Here is a 20166-nt window from a genome sequence, read left to right on the forward strand (position 1 = left end):
TTAGACCGCAGGGTCTTGGGAGAGTAGGACGTCGCCAAGCACGAGAGACCTATCGCATGTGATGCGATAGGTTTTTTTGTTGTTTTTACGGTATGATAAGGAGATAGGGAAAAGGAGGGTATGAAAATGGCCAACGCAATTGAAATTAAGTATATGGGTGCAGAACAGTTTAGCGACAGCATGGCATTAATGCAATTTGCTTTCCAGTATGAGTATTCGGCTGATACGCTTGAGAAATTAAGAGAACATTTTATGAGTGAGCCTGCAGTATATTATGCCTCTTTCGTAGATCAGAAATTCGCTGCACAAGCTATAGTCCTTGATCTGCAAACGTATATTGGAGGAAAAGCATTTCCCATGGGCGGTGTTGCAGGTGTAGCAACTTGGCCAGAGTATAGAAGGCAGGGCTTGGTCTCTAAGATGCTTGTGCTGGCGTTAAAGGAAATGAAGGAAAAAGGCCAGCTTATTTCCATGCTCAGCCCCTTCGCGTTTGGCTTTTATCGTAAATTTGGATGGGAGATTTATACCGAACATAAAGCCTATACCATAAAGACCGAGCTGCTGCCGGCCAGAATTGCGTATGAAGGGCATATGGAGCGGTTTAGCGGAAATTACAGCTTGCTCAGCGATATTTATGAAGCCTATGCATCAAAATATAACGGATCGCTCAAGCGTACCGAGTTGTGGTGGAACAATCGCATTAGCAGGAAAAAGCCTGGTCAAATTGCTCTTTATCACGATAAGAGCGGAGAGCCGATGGGCTATGTGATCTATGAAGTGAAAAATAAGCGGCTAACCGTCCACGAGTTTATTTATTTAAATGAAGAGACAAGAGCAGCCTTGTGGTCATTTATTGCCCAGCATGACTCGATGATTAATGAAGTGACTATAACGGTGCCTTCAGATGACAAGCTTCCGTATCTACTGAGCAATCCAAGAATTCAGCAGGAAGTTATCCCTTATTTTATGGCTCGAATAGTAGATGCTGAAGCGTTCATTGGGCGATATGATTTTGAAATCGCTGCGAGTAACGATGATATCCCGATCGAGATCACCGACGAGCATGCGCCTTGGAATAATGGGTACTATTTGCTTGAAATAGCTCAAACTGGCATGGCTGCACTACGTCGATTGGATGAAAAACAAAGAATAGATGGAGCAATAAAAGTGGATATTGGTACTTTTACTTCCTTGCTGCTAGGGTACCTCAGACCGATGCAATTATCCCAATTGGGCCGTATTGAGGGAGATATCGCTTCGATTAAACGCTTACACGATCGTATTCCCGAACGAATAACGTATTTACCTGATTTTTTCTAAAGAAATAGCATGCTTGGCTTGTCCCAAATACAGTATTAAGTGGTTATAACAAAGCCGTTTATCAGCCTTGACAGCCTATACCCCCTCTGCTAATATTGCAATAATATATGTGAGACGTACTTAAAATTAAGGGAGGAACATACTCGTGTGGGAAACGAAATTCGCCAAAGAAGGGCTAACGTTTGACGACGTCCTGCTTATTCCGCGCAAATCAGAAGTGCTGCCTAGAGAAGTTGACATCTCGATTCGATTAAGCGAGAACATTAAGCTAAACATTCCGCTCATAAGCGCAGGTATGGACACCGTTACAGAAGCCGCATTGGCGATTGCAATAGCGCGTGAGGGTGGCATTGGCATTATCCATAAGAACATGTCGATTGCACAGCAAGCGGAGGAAGTAGACCGTGTTAAACGTTCGGAGAGCGGTGTAATCACGAATCCGTTTTCGCTTACCCCTGAACACCATGTTTATGACGCAGAAGAGCTGATGGGGAAATACCGCATCTCGGGTGTGCCGATTGTTGATCAAGACAAGAAGCTTGTCGGTATTTTGACAAACCGTGATTTGCGTTTCGTACATGATTATTCCATTAAAATAAATGAAGTAATGACTCGCAAAGATCTCGTTACGGCACCTGTCGGCACGACGCTGCAGGAAGCGGAAGTGCTTCTACAGAAGCATAAGATCGAGAAGCTGCCGCTTATCGATGAGTCAAACACGCTTAAAGGACTTATTACGATTAAAGACATCGAGAAAGCGATCCAGTTCCCGAATGCGGCGAAGGATAAGCACGGACGGTTGCTTTGCGGAGCGGCAGTCGGTATTTCGAAGGACACGATGGACCGGGCAGAAGCATTGGTACAATCGGGTATTGATGTTCTTGTCGTCGATTCGGCACACGGACACCACATCAACATTTTAGAAGCGGTTCGTAAGCTTCGTGCTACTTACCCAGATCTTACGATAATTGCAGGAAACGTTGCTACAGGCGATGCTACACGCGATCTAATCGAGGCAGGAGCATCTGTTGTTAAAGTAGGTATCGGACCTGGTTCGATCTGTACGACTCGTGTTATTGCAGGTATCGGCGTTCCGCAAATTACAGCGATCTATGACTGTGCAACGGTTGCTCGTGAATACAATATTCCGGTTATTGCAGACGGCGGTATTAAGTATTCAGGAGACATTACGAAAGCAATCGCATCTGGAGCAAGCGCGATTATGATCGGAAGCTTGTTCGCAGGAACGGCTGAGAGCCCAGGCGAAACTGAAATTTTCCAAGGACGCAGCTTTAAAGTATACCGTGGTATGGGCTCACTTGGCGCAATGAAGGAAGGAAGCAAAGACCGTTACTTCCAAGAGAACGAGAATAAGCTTGTTCCGGAAGGTATTGAAGGTCGCGTTCCTTACAAAGGACCGCTTGCTGACACCGTTCATCAATTGCTAGGCGGCTTGCGTTCAGGTATGGGCTATTGCGGAACAGCGTCTCTGGACGAGCTTAAGAACGATACGCAGTTCGTTCGTATTACGGGATCAGGTCTTCGTGAAAGCCATCCGCATGATGTGCAAATTACGAAGGAAGCTCCTAACTACTCTCTATAAGATTAGAAGCATAAGCTTCATCATAAACCAGGCAGGGAACGGCGATTCAATCGCTTTTCTTGTCTGGTTTTTTTATGAAGGATTACTCATTCTTTCAAGGCCTGCTAGAGGTTTAATTGTTAGGCTTTGATATGTTACAATTAACAACGGACAAACCAAGTGGGAAAAGGGGAGACGACGTTGAAGGAAATGGTAAGACCGGTTCGGTTAAAGTCGGTCATCGCTGCAAGTTTGGCGGTTTGGATGGTAATGCTGTCGCTTGGTTCTGCGGTGGCGCTGGCAAGTGGATATCAAGGAAGACCCAGTACGGAAAACTCTTTAGGCTTACAGGTCAAAGCTGCAATATTAATTGATGCGGATTCCGGTCAAGTATTGTATGAGGTTAATGCAGAGGAACCGCTTCCTGCGGCAAGTATGACCAAGCTAATGACGGAATATATCGTTCTTGAAGAAATATCGAATGAGCGCCTATCATGGGAGGATGTCGTGACGACTAGTGCGGAAGCAGCCTCTACCCCTCCGGATGGATCATCTGTATTTCTAGCACAAGGCGATCAACATACGGTTAGAGATTTATATAAAGCTATGGCAGTAGGCTCAGCCAACGATGCAACGATTGCACTTGCTTCGCAAATTGCTGGAAGTGAGCAGGGCTTTGTTACTAAAATGAATGAAGTAGCCGATAAGCTCGGCCTTAAAACAGCTATTTTTACAAGTGCAACGGGTCTTTCGGATACGACGGTCATTTCTGCGTCCGATATGGCCAAGCTTGCACAAATTATTTTGAGCACTCATCCCGAGTTTTTGGAATACTCGAAGATCCAGGAGTACAAGTTCCGTGAGCGTGACAAGGATCCGATCGTCAACATCAACTGGATGCTCGGCACGAACACGAACCAAACTGGCCTTAAGCATTTAGCGTATCAAGGCGTTGACGGGATGAAAACAGGCTTTATCAATTCAGCCGGCTACAACTTTACGGGTACCGTAAAGCAAGGCGAGCAGCGTTTTATTAGCGTCGTTATGGATACTGCGACCAAATCGGCTCGTTTTAACGAAACGGCGAAGATGTACAACTATGGCTTCAGCACGTTTGAGAAAAAGACGGTGCTTCCGCCAAAATCCGTGGTAGAAACGGTGAAAACAGTTAAGATTAAGAAGGGTAAAAAGAAAACCCTGCCTGTTGTAACGGAGAAGGATATCACGTTCATGGTTAAGAAGGGCGCTGAGCCTAAGATTGAGGTTGTTGACAGCAAAGTGAAAACAGAAGCTGAGCTTGTCGCACCGATTCCGGTGGGTACTGTTGTCGGAACAGTAACGTACAAGTACACCGATGCGGAAACGAAGCAAGAGCTGAAAAAAACCGTGAATCTGATTACGACTGAAGACGGACAAAAGGCTGGCTGGTTCCGCTTGATGTTCCGTGCAATTGGAGATTTTTTCGCTGGCTTGTTTAACGGAATCGTCAATCTGTTCTAATCCAAGCAGAAAACAAGGAAATAAAGTAAATCAAGGCTTGTCGATTAATCTTGGTTCCTGTAAAATCAATGGTTAGAACAACTTCGGTAATATACATTTATAATGGATGACAATAGGAGGATTTGTAACATGGAAACAGGTACATCGCGCGTAAAACGCGGCATGGCAGAAATGCAAAAAGGCGGCGTCATTATGGACGTTATGAGCGCCGAGCAAGCGAAGGTAGCAGAAGCAGCAGGAGCAACAGCGGTAATGGCGCTTGAGCGCGTCCCTTCTGAAATTCGTGCTGCAGGCGGAGTAGCTCGTATGGCTGATCCGACAATTGTAGAAGAAGTAATGAAGGTTGTTTCGATTCCAGTAATGGCAAAGGCTCGTATCGGCCATTATGTAGAAGCGAAAGTACTTGAATCATTGGGCGTTGATTATATCGACGAGAGCGAAGTACTTACGCCAGCTGATGAAGTGTTCCATATTAGCAAGCAAGAATTTACAATTCCGTTCGTATGCGGAGCCAAAGATCTTGGCGAAGCATTGCGCCGTATTCAAGAAGGAGCAGCAATGCTTCGCACGAAGGGTGAGCCAGGAACAGGCAACATCGTTGAAGCGGTTCGTCACCTTCGCTTGATCAACGGACAAATTCGCAAAATCCAAGGCTTGTCGAAGGACGAGCTTTACCACGAAGCTAAAATCCTTGGCGTAGCTTATGATTTGCTGCTTGGTGTTCATGAGACGGGCAAGCTTCCAGTCGTTAACTTCGCAGCAGGCGGAGTAGCAACACCATCCGATGCAGCTTTGATGATGCATCTTGGCGCAGACGGCGTATTCGTTGGTTCAGGTATTTTCACATCGGAAAACCCTGAGAAGTTCGCTCGTGCAATCGTTGAAGCGACTACACACTACCAGGATTACAAGCTTATTGCAGAAGTGTCGAAAAACTTGGGAGCACCGATGAAGGGTATCGAAATTTCCAAGCTTAACGCTGCTGAGCGTATGCAAGACCGCGGTATCTAATAGATGTAATATGCAGGTGCCGGCTTAGCGCGTATAGCGCTGCCGGCCCTTGCCCGTAAAGGAAGGCGAGTAGAGCAGATGAAGATAGGTGTTCTTGCGCTTCAAGGCGCAGTGGCAGAGCATATACGAAGCTTAGAAGCGGCGGGCGCGGAGGCGGTCGCCGTTAAGCGGGTTGAGCAGCTTGATGAGCTGCAAGGGCTTGTAATCCCTGGCGGCGAGAGCACGACAATCGGCAAGCTGATGCGGAAATACGGTTTTATGGAAGCAATTGCAGATTTCTCTGCACAGGGCAAGCCTTTGTTTGGTACTTGTGCGGGTCTTATCGTATTGGCCGACGAGATCGAAGGCCAAGAGGATGCGCATTTGCGCCTCATGGACATGACGGTTGCGCGTAATGCATTCGGACGCCAGCAGGAAAGCTTCGAGACGGATTTATCCGTTAAAGGTATCGATGAGCCCGTTCGGGCAGTCTTTATCCGTGCACCGCTGATCAAAAAGGTCGGATCTGGCGTAGAGGTGCTGTCAACGTACAGAGATGAGATCGTAACGGCAAGGCAGGGACATCTTCTTGCGGTTTCCTATCATCCAGAGCTTACGGATGACTATAGACTGCATGCTTACTTCGTCGATATGGTGAAGGAAGCAGCTGCAGGCAACGAATAGAGCTTTTACAATAATAAAATTACTCCCTTCAGAGAGGGGCTTTTGAGACGTGCTGGATGTGAAGTTGTTAAGAAACGAATTTGAGAAGGTCGAGACCGCGCTGCAAAATCGCGGAGCTTCGCTTGACCTCATTGCAAAATTTCCTGCGCTCGATACACGGCGCCGTGATCTTATCCAAGAGACGGAGAACCTGAAGAGCCGCCGGAATACAGTTTCGCAGGAAGTCGCTAAGCTCAAAAGAACAGGCGAGGACGCAGAATCGCTCATCATTGAGATGAGAGAGGTTGGCGATCGCATTAAAGAGCTTGACGATGAGCTACGCGAGCTGGATGTTCAAGTGATAGAGCTAACGCAAGCGATTCCGAACATTCCTAGCGACAGCGTGCCGATCGGCAAGTCGGAGGAAGATAATGTAGAGCTTCGCAAACATGGCGAAGTGCCAAGCTTTGAATTCGAGCCTAAGCCGCATTGGGAGCTTGCGCAGTCGCTTGGTATTCTAGACTTCGAACGCGCCGCTAAGGTAACAGGCTCGCGCTTTACCTTCTATCGCGGCTTGGGTGCGCGTCTCGAGCGTGCGCTTATTAGCTTTATGATGGACTTGCATAGCGACAAGCACGGTTATGAAGAGATTCTGCCGCCTTATATTGTTAATCGCGATAGCTTGATTGGTACGGGTCAGCTTCCGAAGTTCGAAGAGGATTTGTTCAAAATCGCGGATTCGGATTATTTCCTAATTCCGACGGCTGAGGTTCCGGTTACGAACCTGCATCGCGAGGAGATTTTGCCGGCTGAAGAGCTTCCTAAGTACTTTGTGGCATACAGCTCATGCTTCCGTTCGGAGGCGGGCTCGGCTGGGCGCGATACACGCGGCTTGATTCGTCAGCATCAGTTCAATAAGGTTGAGCTGATCAAATTGACGAAGCCAGAGGATTCCTACGATGAGCTTGAGAAAATGACCGCTAATGCCGAGAAGGTGCTGCAGCTGTTAGGATTACCGTATCGTGTTCTGACGCTTTGTACGGGCGATATGGGCTTCACAGCGGCCAAAACGTATGACCTTGAGGTGTGGCTGCCAAGCGCGGGCACGTACCGTGAAATATCATCATGCTCGAACGTAGAGGATTTTCAAGCACGTCGTGCGGGCATCCGTTTCCGGAGAGACTTGAAGAGCAAGCCGGAATTCGTGCACACGCTAAACGGATCGGGCTTAGCCATCGGTCGTACTTTTGCAGCGATCATCGAAAATTTCCAGCAAGCAGACGGTTCGGTAACGATTCCAGAAGTACTGCGTCCGTATATGGGTGGTATCAGCTCGATCGAGGCTGCTAAGCTTTAAAATTTTTTTGCCATATGGCCAAAATATAGTTGCATCTTTGTTTTGGCCTGTGGTATAATCTTTCTTGTGACAATTAAATGATGGAGAGATACCGAAGCGGTCATAACGGGGCAGTCTTGAAAACTGTTAGAGCGCAAGCTCACGTGGGTTCGAGTCCCACTCTCTCCTCCATATTTTTATCAGCTACATATGAACAAGCCCGGACGCTTTGCGTTTGGGCTTTTTTTGTTACTTAGCTCCCCGTATAAAATGAAGTCGCGCTTCGCATGTTATACGGTGTGGAGGTGCTTTAATTAATGGGCAAATCAGATGAGCTGCAAATGAATCAGGAAAACTTAGCAGATGCTTGGCGACAAACCTTGCCGGAGACGCTAAATAGTGCTGATCGCTGCAAGGTGCTGCCGGATGAAGCCGATTCGAAGTCGCTGCGCGTAACGATCGATACGGCTGGCCATCAAATGTATTCGTTTGATTTTAAAGTTACTTATGTAGACAGCCGCGAAGTGAAGGTCGAGTTTATTGACGTGGAGAAGGATAAGATCAATGTCGATGAACGTGGAGACGTCATTCAAGAGCTTATACAGGATTACACCAGACATTTGCATGAATGTGCACAAGCGCTGCAACGCTTGACGCACGCATAGAGGAGACCATCAATTATGACGAAAGCCAAAGGAACCGCCGATAAAAACTTATCGAATGTCGTGGATGCTCTAGAAATAGAGCCGGTCAACAGCCATCAGGCACAGCAGCTGCAGCAGGATAAGAACGACAGGCGTCATCAGGATGCGTTGAATCATGATCAGCCTGCGAATATGGAGCATCAAAAGAGTTAACTTGAAGGAGTGATTCTGAATGTCGAAGCCAGAAAGCATACCTGTGCCGGATAGCAATCCGCAGCAAAATAAAGCAAACCGCGATAACGGCGGGCAACAGGAGCCGTTATCCGGATCTAAGAAAACGAAGCAGCATAATCATGTGAGCCATAATAACCCGCAGGGGTAAATCACGCAATAGTCATTAATGAATAGATCAAACGTCCCGTTTCAGCATGCTGAAACGGGATTTTTTGGAGATAACTTCTAAAAGGGGCTTTTATAGTATAGAATGGAGGTGCTTATAAAAAGATAGGGGAGGAACTTTTTACATGAAAAAGGTACAGAAAATAGCGGTACTCTTGTTAGCCGTTATTTTGGTTGTGATCGCTGGCTGCAGCTCGGGTAAGCCGCCGAAGGAAGCTTTGCAAACGGCTATGATGAAAATCACAGAGGCGGACTCATATGCAGTTAAAATGTCATTTGGTTTAGATGAACTCGAAATTCCGCAGGATGCAGCGATGCAAGGCGACGCGGCAGCCACAGCTGCGGTCGTCGGGATGATTAAAGATGCGACGATTACTGTTGATTCCGTTTATCAGAAGAAGCCGCTGCGTACGGATTTGAATATGGAGATCGTGCTGCCTGGCGACATGGAAATGAAGCTGACGGTTCCGATGATTCTGACAGAAGAAACGCTGTATGTAAAAATACCGCAAATTCCGATGCTGCCGTTGCCTGAGACGATTACAGGCAAGTTCATTAAAATTGATCTCAAGGAGCTTGCAGAGCAGCAGGGCGCCGCTGGCGCGCTTGATCTTGCAACCCAGCAGAAGCTTGGCAAGGAAATCAGTGAAGTGCTGCTTAAGCATTTTGACGAGAAAACGTATTTTAGTGAGCCTAAAGCAGAGGAAGCTGGCCTGCCAGAGGGACTAAAAGCGGATCAAATCATTTCTTTTGAAATCAATGAGGGCAATTACCCGAAAACGGTGGATACCGTTGTGAACCAGGTTTTGCCTGAAGTGCTTGACGTGCTGCTTAAAAACGAAGCATCTTTAAAATCGCTGAACTTGGAGAAAGCTAGCGTTGAGAAGATGAAGGCGGATCTGGAGACAAACAAAGCGGATATCCTTGACACGCTCAAAAACGATGTCAAAGCGAAGACGCTTAATGTAACAGCCGCTATTTCGGATGGGTATCTTTCTTACCAATCGGGCAAATTCAATGTTGAAGCATCCGATAAAGAGAGCGGGCAGAATATGAAGCTTGGCCTTCATTATGACGTTACTTATTCCGATATCAACAAGGCACCGAGCTTCAAAAATGAAATTCCGACAGACGCCATTACGCTTGATGAGCTGACTCAGATGTTCCAAGCGCCAACTGGACTGTAAACGAGTCTAAAGCTGCTCCTGCACCACGCAGGAGGGTACAGAATATAAGAAAACGAGTCCTTAAGCGCTATCGCTTTTAAGGGCTCGTTTTTGTTTTTTTATTAATGCTAAGCGACCACCATCGATTTTTTCAAAAGCTCCTTCATCATTTGGGCCGCTTTCACTTTAACGTTCAGGCACGTTGATATTTCAAGCTGATAATTTCCGTTTATAAGCTCGCCGCGCAGCTGTTCCGCCGTATCGCAATCATTGTCTAATCGGTTAATGACGCTGCCGAATTGCAGAGGCTGATGGGAGTCGCTTCCCGCAATGGCAGGCAATCCTAACTCGTCTGCAAACTGCCGAACTTTATCCGCCATGCCAAAGCCGTATTGGAACAAATCCTTCGCGTTCACATCCAGTGCATCGAGGCGCTGAAGCGTCTCGGCGGCGTGATGAGTGAGCGGCGTACTTTCCCTCATCGGATGCGCGCCTATGCGAAGCAAAGGATAGCCATCCGTTCGATCAAGCAGCTCCTCAAGCGGCATGAAGCTGTCCTTCGCCGTATGCGGCTCAAGCTGCTGACGCAAATCCCGAATAATAGATCGATTTCCGATGACCAAAATATGTCCTTTATTCGCGACATCCACCTCCATACCGGAAAAAACCTTTAGCCCTTCCACGATATAGTAATCATTTCTATAGTCAAAATGCTGATCCAGCTGATCCATCATATCGGTAAAATTCAACGTGTTGAAATGCTCGGTCAGCGCCACGGCTTGCAGGCCATTCTCCTTCGCTTCATGAGCCATGGACAGGAAATAATCCATTGAAAATTGTGTTTTCTTTGACAGCTTGCCATGCGTATGCAAATCGATGTTCATCATCAGCGTGTAATCTCCATTCAGTCATTTTATTAGAAAGAAATGAATCGTCCAAGACTGCCCAAAGCGGCCATATACAGCAGGGAGCAGCCTAGAAAGACAAAATCAAGCGGGCGAACCCGCATATGCGAAAGCTTCAGCTTCTTCGCTTCGGGGCTGACTAACGCATACGTAAAGCCTCGCACCTCTAACGCTTCGACCGTCGTTCGTGTTCGCTTTGCCGTGTTCAAGATAAGCGGATAGAAAGCGCGTACGCCGATCTTAGCCATATAGATGAGTGAGCGAATGCGCAGGAAACCTTTATTGCGTGGCGCGCGGCCGCGCAGTCGGAACGAGTGAATCAGATTATGGTATTCCTCGATTAAGATCGGAAGCATCCGGTAGCCGTAGGAGACGCCGAAGCTGAATTGCCCCGGCATGCCCATGCTGAGCAGTGCATCGCTTAGCTTCTCGGGGTCCATGCTGGAGAAGACAGCAATGCTGGCCAGTGAGATGATCAATATTTTCAACGTTAGCGTCAAGAGAGGCCAAACACCTGCAAGGCTTCCGCCGAAGAAGAGCGACCCGAATAAAATATAGCTGATTTCACTGACAAGTCCGATGCCCATGATGATTAGGACGAGCGGGCTCACCTTCGAGGATATCGTAAGGGCGATCATCGGGATGAGCATGCCTAGCAATACCGCTTTATTATGGATAAACCACGGAGCTATGGCGAAAAAGGAATACCAGACGATCAGGACGCGCGGATCAAAGCGAGACAGCAAGGTCGACTGTCTGCCAAATGCAGTACGCATCAGCTCAATCTTTATTTGTTCTACGCTCAGTTTATCGAGCACGCTTTGCTTAAGTGCGTCCAACAGTAAAGCCCTCCTTGCTTAATTGGAGTTTTTGCGGCGATTGCTTCAGACCGCCGGCGAGGCGCGCAGTGAACTCGGCAACGGAAAGGCACGGCGGCTCCAGGCCGAGCCTTTGGCTAAGCTGCGTAATTTGCGGAGCAAGGAGTCCTGCTTGCTCGAGAATTGCAACGTGGCTGAATAACGAGCGCTGGTCGGTATCCAGCGCCACTTGGCCATTATGCATGACGATGACCCGATTCGCCCATTCGGCAACCAGCTGCATATCATGCGTCGCAATAATTGTCGTTTTCACATGATCATGCAGCTGGGCGAGCATATCGGTCATTTCGTGGCGGCTTGCTGCATCCAGGCTGGCCGTTGGCTCATCGAGCAGCATGACAGTTGGACGCATCGCAAGTCCGATAGCAAGTGTGGCTCTACGCTGCTGACCGCCGCTTAGCAGCCTGCCGTCACGCTCCTGTAGGCCGGTCAGCCGCAGCCGCTCCAAAATTTCATCGACAAAAGGGCGATAATCCGCACTGCCGCGCGCTTTTAAAAAATATTCCACATCCTTGCGAATGGAGTCTTCAATAAACATCTCCTCTGGGTTCTGATAAATATAGGAGACAAAATCGGAGAGCAGCTCCGGCGATGACTGTTTGGTGATATGCCCGCAGACTTCCAGAAGCCCAGTATTCGGGCGCCGAATGCCGGAGATAAGCTTAAGCAGCGTTGATTTGCCTGCGCCATTGTTGCCGACAAGAGCGATGCGGTCGCCTTCACGGAAGCGGATGGTCATGTTCCGGATGACCGGGTGCATCTCTCTGGTAATGGTTTTGTAGCCATAAGACACGTTCGTAAACGTGACGAGCGGTTCTTTAGCTTGCCATGAATCCGCAATCGCTTCCCTTTTATCGATTGTGCAGTCTGTAAGGGTTAAGGGCTGTGCGAAGCTGTTCTTAAAATATTCTGCAGCCTCGTCGATCGTAATCGGGTATAGCTGGTTATCAGATCGTTCAAGCATCAAAGCAGCTTCCGTATCGCGCACCGCGAGCGTAACCTGCGGCGGCAAAATATTTCGTGCTGCGAGCTCTTCAACGGCGGATAACGCTTCATGGACAGGCTTCATCCAGCGTATCGTTCCGCTATCCATAAGGACGACCTTATGGCAGTAGTCTGCAATAAATTCGGTATGATGCTCGATGACGATAATCGTCTTGCCATATTGCTCATTTAACATTTTGAGCTTGTCATAGATGAGTCTGGCATGGAAGGGATCGAGCTGCGCCACCGGCTCATCGACAATAATAATGTCAGGATCGAGGGAAAGCGCGCCTGCCAGCGCGGTAAGATGCTTTTGTCCGCCGCTTAGCTGCCAGATCCATTGTTCCCTCAGATGCTCGATGCCAAGCATGGCAAGAGCACGGAGTCCGCGCTCACGATAATCGGCAAACCCGTAATTAAGAGGGGCAAAAGAGGCCTCGTCGTAGACGGTTGGCCGCACGAGCTGATTCTCGAAATCTTGGAACACATAGGCGACCTTGCGTGATAAAGAGGATACCGATTCATTAGCTGCATGAAGGCCAGCCACCTCGATATTGCCGCTCAAATCGCCTACGTAATAGTTAGGAATGAGGCCATTTAAGCATTTGCAAAGTGTCGACTTGCCACTGCCGTTCGTACCGGCAATGGCGATAAACGCTCCGGGCTGAATCGACAGGCGAACGTTGTGAAGGGCCATGCCTTCCGCGCCTGGATATTGGAATTCAACGTCCTGCAGCGTGATAATTGGAGCCGCTTCCCGCGGCTCCTCTTGAATCGATGGATCAATGAATGGTCTCAAAGCTTGATATCCCCCGACGCAGATGCTGATTTGGATTTCGCGCGGAATGCGGCGAATAACGTGACGATAAGGACAAGAAACGCTGCTGAAATGCTAACCCACATGAAGCCGCTGCCGTATTGCTCGATAAATTCAGGCTCCCAAACGGCAATGTTAATGTCGGATTCCGCAAGAAATTCAGCAATTACGCCGATAAAGACAAATAGGATAGCGGCAATAAGCAGGCGAGGCGTCATGAGCTGGCCGAATGAGACTGAAACGCGGCTGTCGCGCGGCTTTAGGCCGAGAAGGGGCTCAATTTTGCCGTATAGGCGCGGTACGAGGAATAAGGTGGGCAGCAAAGAGAAGAAGATGCCGGTAATGAGCATCGCGTTCAGGAAGCCTAAGCCCTCAATGAGCAGAATGCTCTCGGGAATGCCGGGAACGGCCTCAAGCTCTTCGATACCGAACCAAACTTTACCGATGTCGACGATAGCGCCGAGCATTTGATCAATGCCAACGGCAACGAAGGAGGCAAGCGCAAGCTGCTTTCGATTGCGAGGGTCGCTTACGAGCAGGCCTGCTATGTACATGGCGAGGGTAAACTCAATAAACTTCTCCAGCTCGCCGAGCCCGCCGAATTGTCCCAGCAGCAGCTCGCCAAAGATCACCTCTCCGAACGAAGCGCCAAGGGCAGCATACAACGGATTAAACAAAATACATAAGGTTAACGGTATAAAGGCGAAGTACTCGACTTTCAGCTCTATCGGGCCGAGCTTGAGCTCGGGTATAAGCTCGGAGAACATGTTGGAAATGCCGTACAGGGACATGGATAGTATAAATACCATCAGCTTCTGAGATTGCGTTAACTCATAACGGCGCTTAGGCGCTGCTACCATTGTGATTCCTCCTAAAATGTGTTGTGAGGCGGAATCCGTTCTGAAGCCTCGATTCAAAGCGAATTCTCCTAAAATATAGGGGACAATTGTTATCGTGCGATCAACGAATTATATGGATTATGTAAAATAAAATACAAAAATAAAAATATGAAATAAAATTATCATTTATTATCAAAAGGTGTTATACTCCATTTAGAAAAGTAGATTTGTGAGGAGAGATAGGGAGGTAGCTGAATATGACAGCCTTTCAATTGCAAATGGATTTGGACAATATGTCAAAGAGTCAGCAATCGATTGCCAACTATGTGGTGGGTGCGCTGCACCACATTCCGTATTGTACGGAGGAGGATATCGCGCAGGCGGTAGGTGTAAGCACGGCTACGGTGTCGAGGTTTTGGCGGACGATTGGGTTCGCTAATTTAAAAGCTTTCAAAAAACAGCTGCTGCAAAGCGAGCATGCAACGCCTGCTCACAAGATGAAGCAAATTTTAAATAAGGTCGAGCATGAAGAGGCGGATGTCGCCAGCGAGATGCTGGAAATGGCGGCGGCTAACATAGAGGTTACTTCGAAGCGGGTAGAGCGGGAGCAGTTCCATAATGCAGTAGAGGCGATTCATAGCGCAAGGAAGGTTTATGTATTTGGCACAGGGGCGGCAGCTAGTTTAATAGAGCTAATACGATTCCGGTTGAACCGCGTTAGCGTGCAAATCGAAGGTATGGCGGGCAGCGGCAGCGAGCTGCTGGAATCGCTAGCTCATACGGGGCCTGAGGATGTTATGCTCATGTTTGGCTTCGTAAGGCGTTCGCCTGAATTAACGGTGCTGCTTGAGCATGCTCGGACGGCAGGCTATACAACGGTTCTTATTACTGACCTGCTCGTATCGGATATGCTGGAGCAGAGCGATATTGTGCTTCAGGTCGATCGTGGCGAGCTAGAGGGCTTTCATTCGATGGCAGCACCCGTAGCGCTCCTTGATGCGTTATCGGTTGCCGTAACGAAGCGGCGCGGGCCGCAGGCGCTGGAGCAGCTTGACCGGTTGCATGCGCTGCGGAAGAAATATGCTTCGCAGCTGCCTAAATAGAAAAGGCGCTGGAACCTATTGGTTCCGGCGCCTTCCTGTATTATTTGAAGAAACGAATCGTCAAGGGGTAACGGTAGCCGTTCCCTTCGGATGCGCGAATGGAACCGATGATGGTGAAAACGATCCAGAAAACAAACAAAATCGGAGTGGTGATAATGCCGATGAGTACAAAAATGAGCAGGCTGGAAATGATGGTGTAAATGGCATTGCTGATTTGAAAATTGAGCGATTCCTTGCCGTGCATATCTACGTAGCTGGATTGGTCCTTCTTCATAAGCCAGATGGCAAGCGGGCCAAGGATGTTGCCAAACGGAATGATGACTCCGCTGAAAGCGAGCAGATGGCAGAGCATACCGTACGTTTTTTCTTCTTTATGCAGCCCGAAAGGTTGATTCATTGTATAGTTCCTCCCTTTTGATAAGAACAGTTGATTAAATTGACTTATGTACTTATACGTTAGCGGGGCTGAAGGATATGCATAAATATATCAGCGAATAGGGGAATTGACAATCTTTTCTTTAAGTGAGGTTGAAATCTGCAATAGACCATTATATACTCTTATACATAGATATTCGATGCATAGAATTTCGATACTTAAGAGGGAGGAAGCCATGAAGATTAATAAGGAGCTTATGAAGGGCAGCACGGTTATTTTAATTTTAACGCTGCTTGAACGTAAGGAAATGTACGGCTATGAGATGGCCAAAGAAATTGAACGCAGCTCCAGCGGCGTATTTACCTTTAAGGAAGGCACGCTTTATCCGATTTTACATACGCTCGAGGTTGAGCAGCTGGTGGAATCGTATTGGAACGAGGAAGGCGGCCGCAAACGCAAATATTATCGTATTACAGAGCGTGGGAAAGGGCAGCTGGAGGAGAAGAAGCAGGAGTGGACGCTGTTTCGAACGACGGTGGATCGCGTGATCGGGGAGGGCCATGCATGAGCAAGGATAGCATTCAGCATGAGTCGGTTAAGCAATACGTAAGGCAAGTGTGCGGGCATGTTAAGGCAAGAGAGGTGCATCCTGATATTCAGCTTGAGATCACAGGTCATTTGGACGAGCTGGTGGAAGACAAGCTTGGCGACGGGCTGTCAGTGGAGGAGGCGACACGCCAGGCTTTAGCACAGATGGGTGATCCAGACCAAATCGGCAAGCGGCTGCATGCGGCGCATAAGCCAGTGATGGAGTGGGGGCTAGCTGCCTTAGTCGCTATTATGGTTGGCATTGGTTTGCTTGCTGTGTATGCGTTGCAGTTTGCTTATGGTGAACAAAGTACATCTCAATTCTTTTTTAAAAAAGTATTGTATACAGCGATAGGTGTTGTACTCGTCATCGGTATTTATTTTATGGATTATCGAAAATGGAGAAAGTACTCATGGTATCTCTACAGCGGTACTGTTTTGCTAATGGTAGCCTGTAATATAATCGGTACTGAGATTAATGGCATGAAACGCTGGATAGCGATTGGGGCGCATACCATTGACGTCTATGGCGTTTCTCCTTATTTGTTTATGATTGCTTTTGCAGGAATGCTAATGGACCGGAAGACGGAAAAGTTGGGATCATTAATAAAGTCACTGCATCTGGCTAAAATGATTCTTTTATATGCTTTCGTGCCTACGTTTTTGTATAGCCAAGCTCACTCCTTTCATGATTTCATCGTATATGGCTTTGGATTAATGATACTGATGCTGTATGTTGCTAAGAAATACAAAGTGTTCTTCATAAGCTTGGCTTCATTAGCGTTCATCGGTATAACATTGTTAACGCTCAATCCTTTTCGTTATCAAGCTGTATGGCATAGATACACGGCCCTCCTGAACCCAAATGCATCCAATGACTCACTTTATGTAACACATCGATCAATAGAGGCCATACTTTCAGGGGGAATGTGGGGACAAGGATTTGGCGCGAAAAATACAATGATTCCATTTGTTCAAAGCGAAATGGTTTTCACTTATTTGATGCATAGCCTCGGCTGGGTGTTTGGTTTTTGCATAGTGGTATTAACGCTAATACTAATTGGCAAAGCATTTAGCGTTGCAAGCATGCTCAAGGATCCTTACGCCAGAGGCCTAGTCGTTGGTTTATTTTCAGTAATAGGTATGCATTTCGGATGGAATATACTCATGTCATTGGGCCTTCTGCCGATAACGGCAATGACCATGCCATTCGTCTCGTATGGCGGAACAAACGGCATTATCGAATTAATGGCGATGGGATTAATTCTGAGCGTACACCGGAGAAGGAATATGATTAGCCGGCTAAATAGCGAGGCTCAAGCTTAAACCACAAAAAGAGGGCTATCCTGCTGTAGAAAATTCTACGGTTGGATAGCCCTCTTTTGTGATTAGAAGCTGCCCGGAGCGGGCGGGTATGGCGGATTGACGTGGTGATCTTTTTTGGATGCAGCAATGAATAGAAATACGGCCGTCGTTAGGTGCATGATCATGCCGAGAATGGGAATCCAAGCTAGAACCGATGTAACGATACCTAGAATGCTGCCTACGATCGGTTTATTATGCTGGGAGCAAAAAACAAGCGTCACAATGTGAAGAACAAGCGTTGCAAACAACAGGGTGTATCCTGAAAATATGACCAACGCGCCCCCTAGTACGGGAATGCCCAAAATAGCTTCAATTATAGCAGTTACTAATAACAGCGTACCTGCAGCCTTCATATTTATTCCTCCTAATCAGGTGATTAAAGATATTCATGGCAGAGTATGCAAAAACAGCATTTTGCTTACTTTTATTTGTTACGCAGCGAACAGCGTACAGGTTACAATTTTTCAACGCAAGAGTACATGAAAGTGCTCTTGAAGAAGGGCTGTTGCTTGAGCATAGTGGAGAGGACTACAAAAAAAGCCTCGCTGATTAACGAGACTCATTGAAAGACTGCCTGCGATTATAGGGTATTCCTGTTTGAATGGAAGGAAGCATCCTTGGTGAAAATCTCAGCATTATAAGCCGAAATTCGCTTGTTTATTTCATTGCGTATGTATTCGTGAGAGAAGGCTACTGTTTCTTCGAATCCTCGGCAATTATAGCGATAGCTAATGTTGCCATTAGAGCTGTTGTTCATACAAACGGTAATGCCTTTGCGGATTAGTGCCTTGGTGTTCATAGTCAAGTCAGCCTTTATTTGCAGCATAATAAGAGCTGCTGCTTTAGCGAATATAGAACGTAATGCCCGGGCTTTACGGTCCAGCTCGCGCCTATTTCGTTCGACTACGATAAGCGTTAGCGGGAGGATAATGGAATCGTGTATAAGCTGAATTTCCTCGCTTGCAGGTGGACGTTGTAGAGAAGGATCGTTTATCTCGAATAACGGCATGGCCATATGTAAATCACCTCATGCACATTATATGCGAACAAACGTTCTGTAGTCAACATATCGAAGCTATCATTTTTTACAACAAAAAACCTTCTACGATTATTCGCAGAAGGTCGTGTTGTATGCATGCGGGATAGTTAGCGTTGGTACCGTGCATAGGTGCTGGACCCTGCGGAGACTTATCCGTCACTGACAATACTGAAAAATTTGAAATGGCGCGCCCGAGAGGGCTCGAACCTCCCACCTAACGTTTAGGAAACGTTTGCTCTATCCGGATGAGCTACGGACGCGCAGCAATAGTTATTATAGCATGTGTGCTTTTAAGTAAGCAAGATTCCAAAAGCGGATGTAAATTTTGCATTTTTTGTCGAAAAACCTCTCAAATATTGTATGAAAAGCAGGATTTAAATGCCATGAAGGCGAATAGTTGGAGTGGTATTGAGCTCGAACGGCTGGAGGAGTGCTCTGCATGTATCAAAACTTCAAGGAACCCCACTCTTATAAATTAGATTTGTCGCCTGAACAGATGCTCAAGGTGATCTTCGAATATACAGCTAAAATTGCTAATGAGAAAAAATTGGAGTCCGTGCTCATTTTAATGGCGAATATGGGAAGAGAAATGGTCGTCGCCGACCGTTGTACCGTATGGCTCATTGATGCTGCGCGCAATGAGCTCTTTACAGTTGTCGCTCACGGTGTCGGGGAAATTCGTATACCTTATGGAAGCGGGCTCGTAGGAAGCTCGATTAGCACGGGGCAGCCTATTTTTATCGATGATGCTTATGAGGATCCGAGACATAATCCGGATAACGACCGGAAGACCGGGTATCGGACAAAGTCGATTATGACGATCCCTTTTCGCAACAATCAGGGAGAAGTCATCGGCGCTTATCAGGCTATCAATAAATTGACTGTCAAACAGACCTTTTCGGCACAGGATATGGATTATTTGTCGCTTGCTGCAGCCTATTCAGGAAAATCGCTAGAATCGATCTTGCTTCATGATGAAATTATCGAGACGCAAAAAGAAATTATTTTGGCGATGGGCAAAATCGGCGAGGGCCGCTCAAAGGAAACGGGCAATCATGTTAATCGTGTCGCCCACTATTCCTATATATTAGCGTTAGGCTTAGGAATGAGCGAGGCCGAAGCAGACATGCTTCGGAACGCCTCGCCGATGCATGATATCGGCAAAGTAGCCATACCTGATGCTATTTTGCAAAAGCCGGGGAAGCTATCGGATGAAGAGTTCGAGCAGATGAAGCAGCATTCTGATATCGGCTTTCGGCTTCTGCGAAATTCGAAGCGGCAGCTTCTTCGCGCAGCGGCAATCGTTGCTTTGCAGCATCATGAGAAATGGGACGGCTCAGGTTACCCGCAAGGCCTTAAAGGCGAAGACATACATATATACGGACGTATTACGGCGCTAGCGGATGTTTTCGATGCATTAGGCAGCTCACGTATCTATAAAGCGGCTTGGCCGCTGGATCGAATATTAGCGCTCATTACGGAAGAGCGAGGCCGCCATTTTGACCCGAGCGTGGTTGATGTGTTTTTTGAGCAGCTGCCTCGTATTCTTGAAGTGAGAGATCGTGAAGCCGATATTCCTGAAATCGATTAGCAGCAGTTGGCAGGACCTCGTTGGAGAATTCCAATGAGGTCTTTTTTTATGCTTGCGGAAGCGCTGGTGCGGCCGTATCGA

General features: G+C 47.4%; 21 protein-coding genes and 2 tRNA genes. 15 read left to right on the top strand and 8 right to left on the bottom strand.

The features are described from left to right. The first annotated feature begins 126 nt into the window (after nt 1-126). The 11 genes from HI950_RS30680 (at nt 127) to HI950_RS30730 (ending at nt 9621) form a co-directional block, all read left to right on the top strand. Entirely contained in the window at nt 127-1320 is a 1194-nt protein-coding gene (locus tag HI950_RS30680) for a GNAT family N-acetyltransferase (RefSeq protein WP_169090262.1), read from the top strand. A 145-nt stretch (nt 1321-1465) separates the two neighbouring features. Next, nucleotides 1466-2923: an IMP dehydrogenase gene (guaB, locus tag HI950_RS30685; protein WP_169090260.1), complete on the top strand. Its 1458-nt coding sequence runs from the start codon at nt 1466-1468 to the stop codon at nt 2921-2923. A 189-nt stretch (nt 2924-3112) separates the two neighbouring features. Next, a complete protein-coding gene (locus HI950_RS30690) occupies nt 3113-4402 on the top strand; it encodes a D-alanyl-D-alanine carboxypeptidase family protein (RefSeq protein WP_169090284.1) in 1290 nt (429 codons plus the stop codon). A 129-nt stretch (nt 4403-4531) separates the two neighbouring features. Further along, on the top strand, nt 4532-5413 hold the full coding sequence (gene pdxS, locus HI950_RS30695; protein WP_110774076.1) for a pyridoxal 5'-phosphate synthase lyase subunit PdxS: 882 nt from the start codon (nt 4532-4534) through the stop codon (nt 5411-5413). A gap of 78 nt (nt 5414-5491) precedes the next feature. Next, complete coding sequence (pdxT, locus tag HI950_RS30700; RefSeq protein WP_169090257.1) at nt 5492-6076, top strand: pyridoxal 5'-phosphate synthase glutaminase subunit PdxT; 585 nt, start codon at nt 5492-5494, stop codon at nt 6074-6076. 49 nt (nt 6077-6125) lie between these two features. Then, nucleotides 6126-7412 (top strand): serine--tRNA ligase, encoded by a 1287-nt coding sequence (serS, locus tag HI950_RS30705; protein ID WP_169090255.1) that lies wholly within the window; start codon nt 6126-6128, stop codon nt 7410-7412. A gap of 82 nt (nt 7413-7494) precedes the next feature. Further along, nucleotides 7495-7583 (top strand) — tRNA-Ser (locus tag HI950_RS30710). A 125-nt stretch (nt 7584-7708) separates the two neighbouring features. Next, nucleotides 7709-8056: a hypothetical protein gene (locus HI950_RS30715; protein WP_169090254.1), complete on the top strand. Its 348-nt coding sequence runs from the start codon at nt 7709-7711 to the stop codon at nt 8054-8056. Between the two features lie 15 nt (nt 8057-8071). Beyond that, complete coding sequence (locus HI950_RS30720) at nt 8072-8248, top strand: hypothetical protein (RefSeq protein WP_169090252.1); 177 nt, start codon at nt 8072-8074, stop codon at nt 8246-8248. A gap of 19 nt (nt 8249-8267) precedes the next feature. Beyond that, nucleotides 8268-8417, top strand: coding sequence for a small acid-soluble spore protein P (locus tag HI950_RS30725; protein WP_169090250.1), 150 nt, complete (start codon nt 8268-8270; stop codon nt 8415-8417). A 142-nt stretch (nt 8418-8559) separates the two neighbouring features. Beyond that, complete coding sequence (locus tag HI950_RS30730) at nt 8560-9621, top strand: hypothetical protein (RefSeq protein WP_169090248.1); 1062 nt, start codon at nt 8560-8562, stop codon at nt 9619-9621. Nucleotides 9622-9728: 107 nt separating this feature from the next. Here the strand turns inward: HI950_RS30730 and HI950_RS30735 are convergent, their stop codons facing one another. From HI950_RS30735 to HI950_RS30750, 4 genes are all read right to left on the bottom strand, one after another. After that, the gene (locus tag HI950_RS30735; RefSeq protein WP_317618481.1) at nt 9729-10487 is read right to left on the bottom strand and encodes a PHP domain-containing protein; all 759 of its coding nucleotides are present in this window, start codon (nt 10485-10487) and stop codon (nt 9729-9731) included. Nucleotides 10488-10516: 29 nt separating this feature from the next. After that, on the bottom strand, nt 10517-11344 hold the full coding sequence (locus HI950_RS30740; RefSeq protein WP_223285620.1) for an energy-coupling factor transporter transmembrane component T family protein: 828 nt from the start codon (nt 11342-11344) through the stop codon (nt 10517-10519). After that, complete coding sequence (locus HI950_RS30745; protein ID WP_169090278.1) at nt 11331-13064, bottom strand: ATP-binding cassette domain-containing protein; 1734 nt, start codon at nt 13062-13064, stop codon at nt 11331-11333. Before HI950_RS30745 ends, HI950_RS30740 begins: the two co-directional genes overlap by 14 nt. A gap of 98 nt (nt 13065-13162) precedes the next feature. Next, complete coding sequence (locus tag HI950_RS30750; protein ID WP_169090246.1) at nt 13163-14044, bottom strand: DUF8171 family membrane protein; 882 nt, start codon at nt 14042-14044, stop codon at nt 13163-13165. Nucleotides 14045-14280: 236 nt separating this feature from the next. Between HI950_RS30750 and HI950_RS30755 the strand changes: the two genes are divergently transcribed. Then, entirely contained in the window at nt 14281-15126 is an 846-nt protein-coding gene (locus HI950_RS30755) for a MurR/RpiR family transcriptional regulator (RefSeq protein WP_169090243.1), read from the top strand. A gap of 40 nt (nt 15127-15166) precedes the next feature. Here HI950_RS30755 and HI950_RS30760 read toward each other — a convergent pair whose 3' ends face one another. Further along, entirely contained in the window at nt 15167-15523 is a 357-nt protein-coding gene (locus HI950_RS30760; protein WP_169090241.1) for a DUF4870 domain-containing protein, read from the bottom strand. A gap of 214 nt (nt 15524-15737) precedes the next feature. Between HI950_RS30760 and HI950_RS30765 the strand changes: the two genes are divergently transcribed. Together HI950_RS30765 and HI950_RS30770 are read left to right on the top strand one after the other, a co-directional pair. Next, nucleotides 15738-16070 (top strand): PadR family transcriptional regulator, encoded by a 333-nt coding sequence (locus HI950_RS30765; protein WP_169090239.1) that lies wholly within the window; start codon nt 15738-15740, stop codon nt 16068-16070. Beyond that, nucleotides 16067-17416 (top strand): FtsW/RodA/SpoVE family cell cycle protein, encoded by a 1350-nt coding sequence (locus HI950_RS30770; protein WP_169090237.1) that lies wholly within the window; start codon nt 16067-16069, stop codon nt 17414-17416. Before HI950_RS30765 ends, HI950_RS30770 begins: the two co-directional genes overlap by 4 nt. Before the next feature lie 62 nt (nt 17417-17478). Here HI950_RS30770 and HI950_RS30775 read toward each other — a convergent pair whose 3' ends face one another. From HI950_RS30775 to HI950_RS30785, 3 genes are all read right to left on the bottom strand, one after another. Continuing rightward, a complete protein-coding gene (locus HI950_RS30775) occupies nt 17479-17808 on the bottom strand; it encodes a hypothetical protein (protein WP_169090235.1) in 330 nt (109 codons plus the stop codon). Nucleotides 17809-18035: 227 nt separating this feature from the next. Beyond that, nucleotides 18036-18470 carry a YhjD family protein gene (locus HI950_RS30780; RefSeq protein WP_169090232.1) on the bottom strand — a complete coding sequence of 145 codons (435 nt, stop codon included), beginning with the start codon at nt 18468-18470 and terminating at the stop codon, nt 18036-18038. Between the two features lie 207 nt (nt 18471-18677). After that, nucleotides 18678-18754, bottom strand: a tRNA-Arg gene (locus tag HI950_RS30785). 179 nt (nt 18755-18933) lie between these two features. Here HI950_RS30785 and HI950_RS30790 point away from each other — a divergent pair. After that, a complete protein-coding gene (locus tag HI950_RS30790) occupies nt 18934-20085 on the top strand; it encodes an HD domain-containing phosphohydrolase (RefSeq protein ID WP_169090230.1) in 1152 nt (383 codons plus the stop codon). The last annotated feature ends 81 nt before the right edge of the window (nt 20086-20166 follow it).

Source organism: Paenibacillus sp. PL91 (assembly GCF_012935325.2).
Taxonomy (GTDB): Bacteria; Bacillota; Bacilli; order Paenibacillales; family Paenibacillaceae; genus Pristimantibacillus.

Bases quoted from the DNA above. Each gene is read 5' to 3' on its own strand.
- HI950_RS30745 (WP_169090278.1), bottom strand. From the start codon at position 13,064: ATGGCCCTTCACAACGTTCGCCTGTCGATTCAGCCCGGAGCGTTTATC.
- HI950_RS30690 (WP_169090284.1), top strand. From the start codon at position 3,113: ATGGTAAGACCGGTTCGGTTAAAGTCGGTCATCGCTGCAAGTTTGGCG.
- pdxT (WP_169090257.1), top strand. From the start codon at position 5,492: ATGAAGATAGGTGTTCTTGCGCTTCAAGGCGCAGTGGCAGAGCATATA.
- HI950_RS30755 (WP_169090243.1), top strand. From the start codon at position 14,281: ATGACAGCCTTTCAATTGCAAATGGATTTGGACAATATGTCAAAGAGT.
- HI950_RS30760 (WP_169090241.1), bottom strand. From the start codon at position 15,523: ATGAATCAACCTTTCGGGCTGCATAAAGAAGAAAAAACGTACGGTATG.
- HI950_RS30680 (WP_169090262.1), top strand. From the start codon at position 127: ATGGCCAACGCAATTGAAATTAAGTATATGGGTGCAGAACAGTTTAGC.
- pdxS (WP_110774076.1), top strand. From the start codon at position 4,532: ATGGAAACAGGTACATCGCGCGTAAAACGCGGCATGGCAGAAATGCAA.
- HI950_RS30720 (WP_169090252.1), top strand. From the start codon at position 8,072: ATGACGAAAGCCAAAGGAACCGCCGATAAAAACTTATCGAATGTCGTG.
- HI950_RS30790 (WP_169090230.1), top strand. From the start codon at position 18,934: ATGTATCAAAACTTCAAGGAACCCCACTCTTATAAATTAGATTTGTCG.
- HI950_RS30750 (WP_169090246.1), bottom strand. From the start codon at position 14,044: ATGGTAGCAGCGCCTAAGCGCCGTTATGAGTTAACGCAATCTCAGAAG.
- HI950_RS30775 (WP_169090235.1), bottom strand. From the start codon at position 17,808: ATGAAGGCTGCAGGTACGCTGTTATTAGTAACTGCTATAATTGAAGCT.
- HI950_RS30780 (WP_169090232.1), bottom strand. From the start codon at position 18,470: ATGGCCATGCCGTTATTCGAGATAAACGATCCTTCTCTACAACGTCCA.
- HI950_RS30770 (WP_169090237.1), top strand. From the start codon at position 16,067: ATGAGCAAGGATAGCATTCAGCATGAGTCGGTTAAGCAATACGTAAGG.
- HI950_RS30735 (WP_317618481.1), bottom strand. From the start codon at position 10,487: ATGATGAACATCGATTTGCATACGCATGGCAAGCTGTCAAAGAAAACA.
- HI950_RS30730 (WP_169090248.1), top strand. From the start codon at position 8,560: ATGAAAAAGGTACAGAAAATAGCGGTACTCTTGTTAGCCGTTATTTTG.
- HI950_RS30715 (WP_169090254.1), top strand. From the start codon at position 7,709: ATGGGCAAATCAGATGAGCTGCAAATGAATCAGGAAAACTTAGCAGAT.
- HI950_RS30765 (WP_169090239.1), top strand. From the start codon at position 15,738: ATGAAGATTAATAAGGAGCTTATGAAGGGCAGCACGGTTATTTTAATT.
- HI950_RS30725 (WP_169090250.1), top strand. From the start codon at position 8,268: ATGTCGAAGCCAGAAAGCATACCTGTGCCGGATAGCAATCCGCAGCAA.